This is a genomic window from Sebaldella termitidis ATCC 33386, from assembly GCF_000024405.1.
GTDB lineage: Bacteria > Fusobacteriota > Fusobacteriia > Fusobacteriales > Leptotrichiaceae > Sebaldella > Sebaldella termitidis.
Genome location: NC_013517.1, coordinates 2786475 through 2800936 on the forward strand (window position 1 = coordinate 2786475; position 14462 = coordinate 2800936).

General features: G+C 33.2%; 11 protein-coding genes. 3 read left to right on the forward strand and 8 right to left on the reverse strand.

All coding sequences use genetic code 11. The features are described 5' to 3' along the window. Positions 1-7: 7 nt before the first annotated feature. Positions 8-673, reverse strand: coding sequence for a lipocalin family protein (locus tag STERM_RS12900; RefSeq protein ID WP_012862066.1), 666 nt, complete (start codon positions 671-673; stop codon positions 8-10). Between the two features lie 343 nt (positions 674-1016). On the opposite strand from STERM_RS12900, the gene STERM_RS12905 reads away from it, so the two are divergent. After that, positions 1017-1568 carry a PadR family transcriptional regulator gene (locus STERM_RS12905; protein WP_012862067.1) on the forward strand — a complete coding sequence of 184 codons (552 nt, stop codon included), beginning with the start codon at positions 1017-1019 and terminating at the stop codon, positions 1566-1568. Beyond that, positions 1565-2599, forward strand: coding sequence for an NAD(P)H-dependent oxidoreductase (locus STERM_RS12910; RefSeq protein ID WP_012862068.1), 1035 nt, complete (start codon positions 1565-1567; stop codon positions 2597-2599). The genes STERM_RS12905 and STERM_RS12910 overlap by 4 nt, the downstream gene beginning before the upstream one ends. 132 nt (positions 2600-2731) lie before the next feature. Here STERM_RS12910 and STERM_RS21330 read toward each other — a convergent pair whose 3' ends face one another. Then, positions 2732-4297: an SPFH domain-containing protein gene (locus STERM_RS21330; protein WP_012862069.1), complete on the reverse strand. Its 1566-nt coding sequence runs from the start codon at positions 4295-4297 to the stop codon at positions 2732-2734. Between the two features lie 259 nt (positions 4298-4556). Here STERM_RS21330 and STERM_RS12920 point away from each other — a divergent pair, with 259 nt between their 5' ends. Then, entirely contained in the window at positions 4557-5666 is a 1110-nt protein-coding gene (locus STERM_RS12920; protein ID WP_012862070.1) for a CapA family protein, read from the forward strand. Positions 5667-5729: 63 nt separating this feature from the next. On the opposite strand, the gene STERM_RS12925 is transcribed toward STERM_RS12920, so the two are convergent. The 6 genes from STERM_RS12925 to STERM_RS12950 form a co-directional block, all read right to left on the reverse strand. Next, positions 5730-6113: a DKNYY domain-containing protein gene (locus STERM_RS12925; protein ID WP_012862071.1), complete on the reverse strand. Its 384-nt coding sequence runs from the start codon at positions 6111-6113 to the stop codon at positions 5730-5732. A gap of 158 nt (positions 6114-6271) precedes the next feature. Further along, positions 6272-7009, reverse strand: a complete 738-nt coding sequence (locus tag STERM_RS12930; RefSeq protein ID WP_012862072.1) for a DUF4241 domain-containing protein — start codon at positions 7007-7009, stop codon at positions 6272-6274. Positions 7010-7027: 18 nt separating this feature from the next. Further along, positions 7028-8023 carry an immunity protein Imm33 domain-containing protein gene (locus tag STERM_RS22405; RefSeq protein ID WP_012862073.1) on the reverse strand — a complete coding sequence of 332 codons (996 nt, stop codon included), beginning with the start codon at positions 8021-8023 and terminating at the stop codon, positions 7028-7030. A 155-nt stretch (positions 8024-8178) separates the two neighbouring features. Further along, positions 8179-11385 carry an autotransporter family protein gene (locus tag STERM_RS12940; RefSeq protein WP_012862074.1) on the reverse strand — a complete coding sequence of 1069 codons (3207 nt, stop codon included), beginning with the start codon at positions 11383-11385 and terminating at the stop codon, positions 8179-8181. Between the two features lie 204 nt (positions 11386-11589). After that, positions 11590-12981 (reverse strand): HlyD family secretion protein, encoded by a 1392-nt coding sequence (locus STERM_RS12945; protein ID WP_012862075.1) that lies wholly within the window; start codon positions 12979-12981, stop codon positions 11590-11592. Then, on the reverse strand, positions 12962-14347 hold the full coding sequence (locus STERM_RS12950; RefSeq protein WP_012862076.1) for a hypothetical protein: 1386 nt from the start codon (positions 14345-14347) through the stop codon (positions 12962-12964). Before STERM_RS12950 ends, STERM_RS12945 begins: the two co-directional genes overlap by 20 nt. Positions 14348-14462 lie beyond the last annotated feature (115 nt).

Sequence of the window (14462 nt, forward strand, 5' to 3'; positions counted from 1 at the left end):
TTTAAAATTAGTTTTTAGGTATTTCTACAGCCTCGTCGAAGTTTATTGTACCGCTTTCTCCGAATCTGCTCAATCTTTCATAAAACTCTCTTTCTTCCTCTGCCTTTCTCAATTCTTCCTCGTCAAATACAGCAGGATTATAGCTTATTTTCTTCAGTCTTGATACATTATAGCCCTGCTTTTTTACTTCCGTCATTATTTCATTTATCTTTTCACTGCTCGGCATCTCACTTCTTGTCAGAACTCTTATTATATTTTCTTTCTTAAAATAAATAACAAGATACTTCATATCATCATCAAAATATAAAATTTCATTTTTGTAGTTTATCGGACCGTTTCTTCTTACATAAAAATAAACGCTTTTCTTGTCTTCTTGTATCCAGGCCCTTTTTTCTTCTTTTATCCATACATTTCTTTTAGGATTATAGCTTTTGGTAATATAGCTGTATCCCTCGCCTTCCTGTGCGAGATCTATTGTTATGTTCTCAAGATTTTTTGTTTTTATATCATTGTCATAAAGCAAATACCATACTCCTGATGCTTTGCCCACATCAAATCTCAGTTTTGGATTTACAGCATTGTCTATTTTGTTAATAACATCAGACAGCGATGAATAAGACACTGTATTAAATATTAAAAATGAACCTAGAATTCCGATATATAATTTTTTCATTTTAATTTCACCTTTTCATTTTTTAAATATTATAGCATATTACGGCTTTTAAATAAAGATTATAGTAGAACTATAGGGTCAAATATTTTTCTGAAAAAACACTGCATTTTATCAACCAAATATTGCAGTTTCAAGTTATAAACCGTTATTTTTCTGTCTATACTGTTCAACAATCTTTACAGATATCTTTTTTTGAAGTAATAATTTATACCAATGTATTATTTCCCTTCTGAAAATATTGTATTTCTGCTGACTTTTTTATTAAAAAATTCTATTATTTTTCCTTGACTATATTCCACTTGTATAATATACTATAAGTAGAATATCATAAGGAGGTGTTATTTTGTCACTAAAGCATGGATTATTAGGTCTGTTAAACTATGGAGAAATGACAGGATATGAGCTGGACAGAACGTTTAACGGCTCTCTTGATTTTTTTTGGAAGGCACAGACAAGTCAGATTTATCGTGAACTTAATCATATGGAGAAATCCGGCTGGCTTACTTCCAAAACAGTTTTCCAGACTGAAAGACCCAATAAAAGAATATATTCACTCACTGATTCCGGCAGAACAGAGCTGCATAACTGGCTGCTGGAAAATAATTTTGACAGTGAATTCCAGACCCGCAGTACTTTTCTTATGAAGATATTCTTTTCCGATCAAAAAAATATAAAAGAAAATATAGAAATGTTCAGAGCATACAAAAAGAAGTGTCTGTCTGAATTAAAAAATCTGGAAAAAGCCAATAATAACATCAAGTTTTACAGTGAAAGAGAAGAAGAAAAAGGTAAAAGCATATATTGGAATCTTACTGTTCTTTTTGGGGAGAAACATCTGAAAACATCTCTTGAATTTGCTGATGAAGCTATAAAAATTTTGGAGGAATTATTATGAATATATTAGTATTAAACGGCAGCCCGAAAGGTGAAAGAAGCAATACCGTAAAAATAACAAATGCTTTTTTGGACGGGATAAATACAACACAGGAAAATAATATAAATTTAGTGAATATCAGCCAAAAGAAAATAGAACATTGTCTGGGCTGCTATATCTGCTGGAAAAAAACTCCCGGTATCTGTATTATTGATGATGATATGTCAGAATTGATAAAAATGTATATTAATTCTGATCTCATAATATGGAGCTTTCCGCTTTATTATTTTGGAATGCCTTCGAAAATCAAGGCATTTCTTGACCGTCTCCTACCGACGAGCCTCCCGTCTATTAATATAAAAGAAAATCAGAGCTGCGGACACCCGGGCCGTTATGATTTATCACACCAGATGCATCTTCTTATCTCCAGCTGCGGATTTTATTCGGTAAAGGGCAATTATGATGCTTTATTCAAACAATTTGAAATTATGTTCGGGAAAAAATTAAGCAAAATAATCTGTCCTGAAGGAGAACTGCTCAACGTACCTGAATTATCAGGACGCATTAACAGTTATTTATCTGATGTCAGGGCAGCAGGAAAAGAATATTTTCAGCATAAATCATTTTCAGAGGAAACGCTTCATAAATTAGATAAGCTTTTTTATCCTCCGGAAATCTTTATAAAACTGGCCAATATGAGCTGGGAGCTCGATAATACAGAGGATGGAGATGTGTCGGACACGGACCGTCTGGAACTTTTTCTAAGGCAGATGGCTGCTTTATGTGATTCAAGTATGTTTATTAAAGATATTGTTTTTGAAATGCACTTTACCGATCTGAATAAAACATATCAGCTTTTACTGGAAAAGGAAACCTGTACAGTAAAGACCGAAGATTTTCTGCCGTATACTACACGGATCGAAATTCCTTTCACTTTATGGCTTCAGTTTTCAGAGGGAAAAACAAACGGCTCAGAATATGAAAAAGACAGTTATAAAGTATTCGGAGATACAGAAATCCTGTTAAAATTAAAGAGCTTTTTTAGTAACTAAAATAGTGATATTTCCATATTTTATTTATTTTATATCTAAAATTTTTATTCTAAAATCAACAATAAACTTTAAAATTCTGTTTATAAAAAAATCCCGTAATTTTTATCACGGGATTTTTATCTGTATATATTATTATTTTTTACTATTTTTTGCCAGAATTTTACTTAATTCTTCCAAAATTGCACTTGCACTTTCTTCTGAAATTTTTTCCTGTTCTTGTTCCTCTTCCTGCACTGCTTCCGGTTCTATTTCCTCTGTTTCGTTATTTTCCGCAGCTGCTTCGGCTTCCTCTTTTTCTTCCAGCTTTTCCATATATTCAGGTTCTTTTTTTATTATATTTTCGATATCTACTTTTACTTCCTCCGGAACTTCTTCTTTTACTAAAAATTCAGATTCAGGCTCTTTTTCTTTTTTTACCGGTTCTCTGTATGCCGCATTTTCCAAACCACTCATTTCTGCCAGCTTTATATCCTTTATTCCTGCATCCAGAAGCTCTATCCCATACTTTCTTTCCTCTTTTTTTACTTTTTCCAGAACATATTTTCCTATCTCTATTCTATTTTCCAAAAGGTCTTCCAGATAGTTTACACCCACATATCCTCTTAAGATCATCTGAACAAGTATATATATCTGGTTCTCTACATTATTTATTTCTTTATAGTTGGTAATAGGATCTACTACTCTGTATTGTGCTATAAAGTTAAACTTCAGCAGCACTCTGTCCTTGGTAAGGATTTCCTCACCCTGCATGTCCAGCTGTTTTATTCTCAGATCTACAGGATATACCTCTATTTTCTGATGACCATTCCAAAAATAATACACTCCTGATTTTAACGTTTTTCTGTACTGATTATCTATAATCAGCAGACCGGCCTCATAGTCTTTTACTTCATACTTGGTATATACGCCTTCGAGCTTATCCAGAATATCCAGATACTTTTCATCTATTTCTATTCCGTTATTCAGATCTATTATCTCAAAATAATTATCTTTCAGTTTATTCCAGAAAAGATAGCTTCCTGCAAGACACTTTCCTTTAAAAAGATCATCCTGATACCAGAGCAAAAGCTCTTTTTCCCTTACTTTTTTTATATCAAAATCATGAATCATTTCAGGTTCTGTATCAAAGATTTTTTCCATTGTTTCGTCATAAACCATGACCTCTCTCAGGTCTATTTTCTGAAAAGTATTTTTGAAATATTTCTTTGAAGCTGCGTATGTTCCGCTTTTCAATACTTTTTCATATACTCCGCTTTTAAAATAAAGAGCTATATGATAATCCTCTATTTCTATTATATCAAACATCTCGCCCAGTTTTGTCTTGGAAAAGACATTTTTTACTTTTTCATCCATTTCAAATGCTGTTTTCAAATCCAGCTTTGCATATGAATTTCTTCCCACGACATTCCAGAATGCATATTTACCTTCGTAAAAACCGCCTTGGAATATTCCGTCCTTATAATATATTAATATTTCATCTTCCTGAACATCCAAAACCTGCAGTTCCTCAGCCAGTCTCTCATACTGAAGAAGAAAATCCAGATTTCTCTCAGTTTCAAACAAACCTTCACAAACATATTTTTCATATTTTTTATTTGATAAACGGGAAATTTTATAAGTTCCGCTTTTCAGGTATTCCACCAGTCTCTCATTCTTAAATACCAGAACTCTTTCTCCCTCGCCTATTACATATTTCATTCAGTCATACCTCCTTACCTTACATCTTCCTATCTATCTAAACTTCTGAATTTACTTTTACAGTCATATAACACCCCAATAATAGCATTTTTTAAGTAAAAAGTAAATTAAATTAATGTATTTATTCAAAAAATTGTTGACTTTTTCTATTTCATTCATTATTTTAACTCTATATTTAAATTTAAAATGTTATTATTTAACATAAATTGATAATATTTATGATATACTATATAAAAATAGCTTTAAAAGGAGTTTGAAAATGAAAAAATTTTTTGTATCCTTATTTTTGTTTTTATTTTTATTTTCATGTGGGAAAAAAGAGAAAACAATTGAAATAGACAACGAAAATAATTTATCTGATAATATAACCGAGGAAGCACCGGTAGAACAGAAAAAAATAATCACCATTACTGCTGTTGGAGATATTATGCTGGGAAGCAATTATCCTTCCGATTCGTCACTTCCGCCCGGAAATGAAAATATATTAAAAGATGTAGAAACTTATCTTAAAGATTCTGATATTACATTCGGAAACCTTGAAGGAACTCTTTTTGACAGTGGCGGAAATCCGAAAAGCTGCTCTGACCCTTCTGTATGTTATGTTTTCAGAACCCCCTCTTCTTTCGGTCAATACCTGTCAGATGCAGGATTTGATGTAATGAGCATTGCCAATAACCATAACGGGGATTTTGGTCCTGTAGGAAGAGCAGAAACAAAGGAAAATCTTGATAAACTTGGAATTAAATATGCCGGACTTCTTGGAACTGATGAATTCATTATCTTTGAAAAAGAGGGAATTAAATACGGCTTTGCTGCTTTTGCACCTAATAACGGTACTGTAAGCATAAACGACATTCCATATGCCGAAAAAATTGTAAAACAACTAAAGGAAAACTCTGATATAGTTATTATCTCTTTTCACGGCGGTGCTGAAGGCGATCAATTTCAGCATGTTCCCAAAAGAAATGAAATATTTTTCGGTGAGAACAGAGGAGATGTACATGATTTTGCCCGTAAAATGGTTGATGCGGGTGCCGATATTGTTTTCGGTCATGGTCCGCATGTTATAAGAGCTGTAGAATTATATAATGATAAATTCATATCTTACAGTTCAGGAAATTTTGCTACTTATGGAAATTTTAGTCTTACAGGTGTGAAAGGAATTTCTCCTATTTTCAAAATAAAGCTGGATGAAAACGGAAATTTTGTAGAAGGACAGATTATCTCTACATATCAGGTAAAAGGAAGCGGTCCGAAAATTGATCCTAAAAACAGAGCTCTTCAAAAAATAATTGAGCTTACGGAAAGTGATTTTCCTGATACTCCTCTTTCATTTACAAGCAAAGGAATTATTACCAGAAAGAAATAATTTTCTGACATAAAAAAATGAGCAGTAAAGCTCATTTTTATTTTACTCTGTGAAATTCTCAAATTAATCTTTTCTGTTTCTCAAATCTTCTGTTTTATACACTCCGTTTTTATCTTTAAACTCTGTAATATATGAAGTCTGACACCCTATTCCCCACACAGGGTCATTCGGTACAGGTATAAACCAGTCTGTAGGTTCAAAAGTATTTCTGTCTATATTTTTCAAAGCTTTCCCCATATAATAAACATAATTTTTGTCTATGCCGAATACATTATCCAGCTCTTTAAAAGTTTCTGTATCTGCTTCTTCCGCTATTTTTCTCTCCCCCAGACCAATATAAACTATTTTCCCCTTATCAGTACTGTAATGCGGAAAAAAACAGCTTAATGAAAATCCTAATTGAAAAAACATAAATAATCCTGCTAAAATTAATAACTTCTTTTTCATATTATACTTCCTTTCTGTATAAATTTATTTTTTTATTATAAAACTACTTATATCACAGATTTTTTTCAAATCTCTTAACAGTTCTTCCGATCAGATTAGCTACAATATTTTTTTATTTGTATTTATAAATTCTGCGACTGATTTTCCTAAAACAAATATTACTGTTCCTCATCTTCATAAGCCATTTTTATATCTATAAACTCAATTATAAGACAGCAGATACTGTCATTTTCATCATATCCGAAATAAACAGGATATGTCCCGTCTCCAAAACCGCTTTGAAATATAGGCATATACAGATTTGTCCCGGGTACGCACCAATTTATCCAATCTCCGCCGTCACGCTGATATTTTGGATTTTCTTCATAATTCTTTTTAAAAATATCTGCAAAATAATCATCATAAATATTTCCTTCCGGATTTTCCTTATGCCAGTTCATAAAAAATTCATCAAAAGCAAGAAGAGTTTCTTTATCAAGAATAGTCCCCAAGCCTGCATCCACATTAAAACCGAAATATTCTCCCTCTTCCAGATCCTTTATATCTTCATGTCCCAATAAAGCTTCTCCGAATCTGACAGCTTTATTATCATTGAATTTTACTCTGACAGCTGCGTATCTGGCACAATCCTCTTCTGACACAACAACAGCCCCTACTGCTTCAAACTCCCCTGTAGGAACCTTTTCAAAATAAGGCTCTTCGTCTTTATTAAGATAAACAAGCGGATCTCTTACCAGAATTTCTCCGCTTGGTACAGACACCTTTCCGAAAGAAAGCCAGTCCAGCTTCTGTCCTGCTATTTCATCAAGTTCAAAGTATTCATTGAGATCATTCGGACCTGAAAGAATATCTCTTTTTTCTTTCCATATTTTCATCCATTCATTAGTTGGTTTCATAATTTTCTCCTTTTCTGATTATTCTTCTCCCGGTTCCCATTCTTCTATTTTTTGAAATTCTCCGTTTTCATTTCTGATATATGCTGTATTTATTTCTGAGTCTAAAAAAGGAATAATTTCCATATCATAATTAGCTATTGTATTCAAATGATAAATACCCGAATTATCAGGATTATCCATATATTCGTCACTCTCATCCCCGGCAGTAAAACGCCATCCGCTGTCTCCGTCAAAATCTGCTTCTTCCCTGTACATATATCCGACTTTTTCCCCGTCAACCGTTATTCTGTCAGTGGCAAAGCACCCAGCAGCACCTTCATACTGAAGAATATCCCTTATTTCTTCTTTTCTCAGATAAAAATCTTTTTTAGGCTTCCATTCTTTCATATTTTCTCTGTTTATATCCACAATATGACTAAAATCATCACCGAATAAATCCAAAAGTACCTCGGCATTATTGGCTCTTTTAAATTCCATTTCTTCTTCATAAACCGGAAACATCTGATAAAAATTCACTGTTTCTCCGTTTGGCAGAGCCATACTCCCTGCTCTTTCATCATCTGAATAAGGATTCAAAAGTAAAATTCCCGATAAATCAGTATTTTCAACAAAAGGCTCTCCGTTAGGAATAGTATGTCCCCATCCAAGCCATGTATTTTCCTCTAAAGGAAATCTGGCAAGTATTTTCAGCCATCTTAACGGCCAATACCACTCCTCGGCATTATTGTTTATTTCCCAGTCAGACGGAAGTGTTACCATTAATTCTGCTCTTTCCAGCCTGTATTCTTTCAGTCCGTCAGGAATATTCATTTTATATGCCCCCATACCCATAGTTACAAGCGTATAAAAATCCCTTCCTTTATCAGGCGGTATTATTGCTATATCCACATGAATATCAGGAGAAATCATTTCATGAAATACATTATGAAACTTCCCGAAATATTCTTCGATATGATTTTCCAAAGCTTCTATTTCACTTTCCTCATAAAAAAAACTTTCTTTCTTATTTTCCATAAAAAACCTCTTTATTCTTTTTATTTCTACTATTATAACACAATTATTTTATAAAACAAATTTCATGTCTTCCAGATTATTAAACATATATTTTCTATGATTATAAAAAAAACATATCAAAATTTTATTATAATTCTGATATGGTTTCTTATACATTAAAACATTATTTTAAATCCGCCGGTTATTGTCTGAAGTCTGTCGTCAGAAAGCACTCCGCTTTCATAACCTGCATAAAATGAAAGCTTGTCTTTATATATATACTGCAGATCAACTCCGAGATCCAGATCATTTCTTTCTGCTGTTCTGTTTTCTATCCCTATCATTCCGACAAAATCTGTCATTGTTATCTGTTTACTGTCATAAGGATCTCCCATTTCATATGTATACAATATTCTAGGCTGTATCATAAATTTATGATTATTATTTTGAAATGCCGTAAAATCTGCCCTTACTCCTGCTGCTGCTTTTGCTGAAAAACCGTTATATGAGTCTGCATTTACTCCTGTCCCTCCTTCTTCACTGTATGCCGACTGCTCTATATAATCAAGTATTATTCCTATTGTTGGTTTTAAGTCAATATAGTTATTTATTTTCTGTTTATATTCCAGACTGCTGCTTCCGCCCGCGGACCATGAACGGAAATTTCCTGTTAAGGTTGTATTGCTGTTATCATATGTTAGTTTTCTTTCTGTATCATTATCACTTGTGTTATAGCTTATTACAGATGTCCACTTGAAATTCGGAGTTAATTTCTGCTCGACTGCTCCTGATAATATCCATGTATCTGTAATTTGCTGTGATTTTCCATTATCCTTATAGTTATACTCAGCATTTACATATCCAAAAAAAGCTCCTACTGCTGTTTTAGATGTTATTTTCTCCATTCTTCCAAGAAGAATTCCTGAAGTTCCGCTGTCATAACCCTTTACATTATTATAATTATTCGTATTTGAATTGCTCCCGAATACATTAACATATGTCCCGCTTATATTTTCATCTCTTTTATTCAGCATTGTATTCAAACTGTTATTTATCATTTTATTTTGCGTATACTGCTGATAAACCTGATTTCCTGTAAGCGGAGCAGCTGTTAATTCATCAAAGGCTGTTTCCAGCTGCTCTGCATTCGAAGCCTGCTTTAATGCATTATATACTTTATTTCTTGTTCTATTGCTTTCTGAGCCTTGATAATTATCTTCCAGAACCTTACCCAGATCTCCCAGATAAACATCTTGAAAATTCTTTCTTGTAAGAACAATTTTATACCCTTTATCAGTTTTTTCTGTATTTGCTGTAAAAAGCTCAGCATCAGAAATTATTTTTCCGTCTCCTGTTATCTTCTCTACATTAAGATTATTAATTTCATAAATACTTTTTGAAGAATTAAGCATCGCCTGCGAATTTATGTACATATCTGTTTCCAAAACTAAATTATCTGCCTGTATCTTACCGGTTTGACTGTCCATTATAAATTTACTTTCACCATTTATATTAATTGTTTTCCCAACTATAGAACCGCTATTTACAAGTGTTGATTTTGAATCAAGAGAATAAAATTTCCCCAATGTGCTTGTATTCTTTTCACCTTTTGAATCAAAATCGGTATTTTCATATACAACTGTATCTGTTGTAATTCCGTCAGTTAATGTAATTACAGAGTTTGGAGTTAGCGTTATAGTACTGTTTGCTGCTCTTATACCTATATTATTTTTTCCTTCAAGAATTATTGTGCCGTTATTTATAAAACTTGAGTTTAGCACATTCACTCCTGTTTTATTGTTTCCTGTTAGATGAATTATTCCGTTATTCACTCCTGTTGAAGTGCTGTTTATATCCATTCCGTAATTACCTTTATTTTTTATTGTTCCATAATTATATGCTGCTCCGCCGTTCGCTGCAGCCATCCCTGAATTTCCGCTGTTTTGTATAATTCCATCTGTTTCATTTACTATAACTGAATTTTTATTATTTGCATACATTCCAAAAGATAAAGTATTTTGTATTATTCCTTTATTATAAGCTGTCCCTCCAGTCACGGCACGTATGCCGTAGTATCCGTCATTTGCTATAACCCCGGTAGCTTCATTTATGACTGTACTTCCTGAACCTGTCACGTACATGCCATCCTGATCATTTTTTATCTCACCGTAATTAGTCGCTTTTCCACCCGATTCCGCATACATTCCATAAAGAGAAGTATTAGCTATGACACCTGTAGCTTCATTAACAGCATGTGATCCGGTCTGTGAAGATGTCATACCATACATTCCTACAGTTTCTATCCTTCCTTTATTTATCGCTAAAGCCCCTGATGCTGCCTGCATACCGCCTATATCATACACATATGGTTTTTCCGCTGATCCGTTTTTTATTACTCCGCTGATTTCATTTATTGCTGTAGTACCAATACCTTTCGCATACATTCCACGACAATTGGCATTCATTATTAATCCTTGATTTATTATCATTCCAGAATCATCTGCATACATACCAAAATATCCGTATCCATATGCTGCCCCGTTACTTATTACTCCGGTACTCTCATTTATTCCTGCGGATCCTGCTCCTGTTACATATATTCCATAATAAGAAGTATTCTTTACAATTCCCATATTTCTTCCGGTTCCGCCTTCACCAGCATATATCCCAGCAAGTCCGGTATTTTTATCATTTATATCACCATTCTCTATTATTCCGCTTTTAGTGTTTATTGCTTCCGAATTTTTTCCATATACCAAAATTCCATAATTTTTACCGTTTTTTATTATTCCGTTATTTTCAAAATATGAACCCTCAGATACCTCAACTCCTATATCACCTGAATTTTCTATTACAGAATTATTAATCATTTTGGAAATTCCTGATAATTTTACCCCGGCATTGCTCCCTTTTATTGTTCCGTTATTTTCAAAATATGCCTCATTTTCTACTAATACTGTATAATCAGAATCGGAGTCAAGAATTTTATTATTATATACAAATGTATTTTTGTCAGTCATCCATAATGCTTCCTGCCCTAATGAATTAATATCGTCTGACACATTATATTTTAGTATTTCCCCGCTCATATTCTTTTCAGCTTTTACTACATTATTTTGTTTCACTACTGGAAAGGGATCTGAAATTGGCTCCGGAGCTGGTTCCGGCGGGATAACATCAGATTCATCATCTGAATCAGTATTAGAATCCGGTTCTGAGTCATCATTTTTCTTTTGATAGCTGTCCGCCTTACTTGAAAAGTTTTTAAAATAAGTACCCAGCAGAAGAAATTCATCATTTATCTCCTCTGATTTTGCCGTAACACCGCTTGTCAAAAGCATTGCTGTTAATATTAATAATGTTTTTTTATTCCTTTGAAACATTTTTTCCTTACACCATCCCGTTCACTTTTATTTTTTTATTGTAATATTGTATCAATATCATTTTAAGTTGTCAATCAATTTAATGAAAATAAATTTATTTTATAATTTCAGATAAACGAATACAATTTTATAATAATTATAATCAAAAAATTTGCTATAAAATTAAAACTGCCGATTCATAACCGACAGTTTCTGTTGTCTGTTCTATTTCAAAATCTCTCCTATTATTTCCTGAACCTTTTTATCTGCCTCTTCCTTGGCTGCAGTCAAAACATCCTTTTTGCTTTCCTGCTGTATGTTTTTTAATGAGTCTATCAAATCCTGAGAAGCTTTTTTCTTGGTAACTTTTACATTAACATAGCTTCCTACACTTATCAGTGTATTTTTTCCTTTATTATTTACAGCTATTCTCACAGAATTCATACCTTTTTCAGGTATAGGCTTTGTACTGACTATTACTCCTTCATATTCTTTGTTATCCACACTGCTGGTAAGTTTCACAATACTTCCACTTCCTGCCTTACCGAGCTCCTTATCAGGAATCATAACATCAGTATGAAGATAGCTTGAATTTACTGTTTTAAATAATTCCTGTCCCGAAACTACATCCTGTCCCTGAGTCACATATAATTCAGTAGTTACACCTGAATTCACGGCAAATATTTTTGTACTTTCATAATTGATGTAAGCTTCTTTGTACTTTTCTATTGCAGCCAGTACTTCAGCAGAAGCCAGTACTTTTTCCTTTTCTACGGGAACTGATTTTTTACCTGTAACTTTGGTGTTTACTACCTTAGTTTCGGTTACTACAGCAGGAGGTGCATTTTTCTCTCTTTCTCTCGCTCTGTTTATTTCAGCAAGACTCTGTTCATATTCTACTTTGCTTATCAAGCCTGCATTATAGGCCTCTCTGTCACTTTTAAATTTTTCTTCAGCTGCAAGTATTTCTTTGGAATATGTTTTTTTTCCTGAAGCCGGCACTACTGTCTTCTTCGTAGTAACAGGCACTGCTTTCACTTCTTCTGTTGTTACTTCTGTATATGCATTCCTTGCCAATGCTCCGCGCAATTCTTTTTCCGCTTTATCAAGCTCGGTTTTATATTCAGGATTCTCCAGAGTAATCAAAAGCTCTCCCTGTTTTACCGGAGTTCCTTTTCCCAGATTCATTTCTGTTATTCTTCCGTTAATCTGTGAAGTAACAGTTTTTTCATCTCCGAGTATGGTTCCTTTTATTTCCTTTGTCTCTGCCTTGGTAAATTTAGGCATATTAATAGATATCTTATCTCTGAAATAATAAATTCCGCCCCCAGCTGCTCCGATAATAAGAAAAAACAGTGCTGCAAAAAGTAATTTTCTAATATCACCTTTATATTCCTGATGATTTCTCCGCTGATAGTCATCTATATCTTTTTTTCCCATAGTGAGGGGACTGTTTAAATTCTTCGGAACATTTATATTCAAATCTGCTTTTTCAGCTTCAGGTTCTATATATTTTTGTTCTGTTTGCCGACTAATTTCGCCGAAGTATTTTGTCCTGTCTTCAGCTATTATTTCTACCCTGTTTATACTGCTTTTTTTATTTTTTGCCGGTTCCATTCTGACCTCCTAAATTATAGATAAAATCTACTTCACTGATAAATGATTTAAAACCGAGCTGTATGTTGCTTAATTCCTGTGTCAGATAATTGTACTGAATATTATAATAATCATATTTTGATACCATTCCTGCATCCAGCTTATTTTTTTTATCTGCTAAAATACCTTTCTGCTCTTCAAAAGCTTTATCATCATTTACCAGAGCCGAATAGTCTGTCTTAGCATTGCCAAGAGCGGTATTTACCTCATTATATGAATTTAATATTGCACTATTGTACTGTGTTATTGTCTTTAGCAGACCGGCAGCCGGTTTTTGATCAAAAAAGTTATTTTCTTCATATCTCTGAAAATAAAGACTGTCAGTTATTTTTTCTCTTTTGGCTGTCTGCTCATATGAAGTTATATCCTCACTATCACCTGTAATCCAGAAATTATCATATCCCGGTGCAGTATATGAATACAGGCTGTCTCTTTCCGCTTTTATTATCATAAGATAAAAGCCTGCATCAATTCTGTCTTTTATACTGTCTGACGGTACTCTGTCAGGTCTTCTTATCTTTTTGTATATTCCAGTATCTGGATTATTTTTTATACCTGCTGTGATATTTTTTACATCCTGTTTATTGCCGCCCAAAAGAATCTCCATGCTTCTTTCCGTTGTTTTTTTATTTGAAGCATTTTCCAAAAGCTGATTTTCAAGCTTTATTTTTAAATTCTGGACATTTATAAGACTTTCACCGTCACCGCGTTTCAGACTGAGCTTTATTTCCTCGAGCTTTTCCAGCTCTGCAAGAATGTCCAGTCTTTCTTTGATATTTTTTTCTTCATTTTCAAGGTATATATAATATCCGTATAATTTTGCCGCAAGCATAGAAACACTGCTTGATGCCCATTTTGCTTCAAGCTCGAGTACTTCCAGCTCAGAATTTTTATTTGAAGTCATGGCATCCAGCCTGTTTATTAGATCTGCAGGATAAATCAGCCTGATTTTCAGACTGTCAGGCCCGTAAAAATTTCCGGAAACCAGTCTTACTTCATTAGTTTTTCTGTTTATTCTCTCAGTTTTATCCGTACTTTCTTCTGATTTTGTCCTGCTGCTGCTGTTTTGTATATCAGACATTTTCTTCTGCATTGTTTTTGCATTTGTACTTGCAGTAAATGCATTGCCTATAAAATTATTAAGCGCCTCGTCATTATACCCCAGCCACCACTTGTTTGTATATCCGTATAATAGTTTATAATTAATCTTCGCATCTTTTTTAGCCTGGTCTATTATATTTTTATAGTCCTGGCTCAAATTATTTGTTTTATTGGAAAACGATACTATACCAGTAAAGATCAATAAAACCAGAATCTTGTTTTTCAATATTTACCCTCCTAGAATTCTGTCTGAATTATATTTAAAATAACTAATATCTGTTATTTATAAAAGCCTTATTTAGTATTACTCCGGTATTCAGTCCTGAAAATATTAATATATT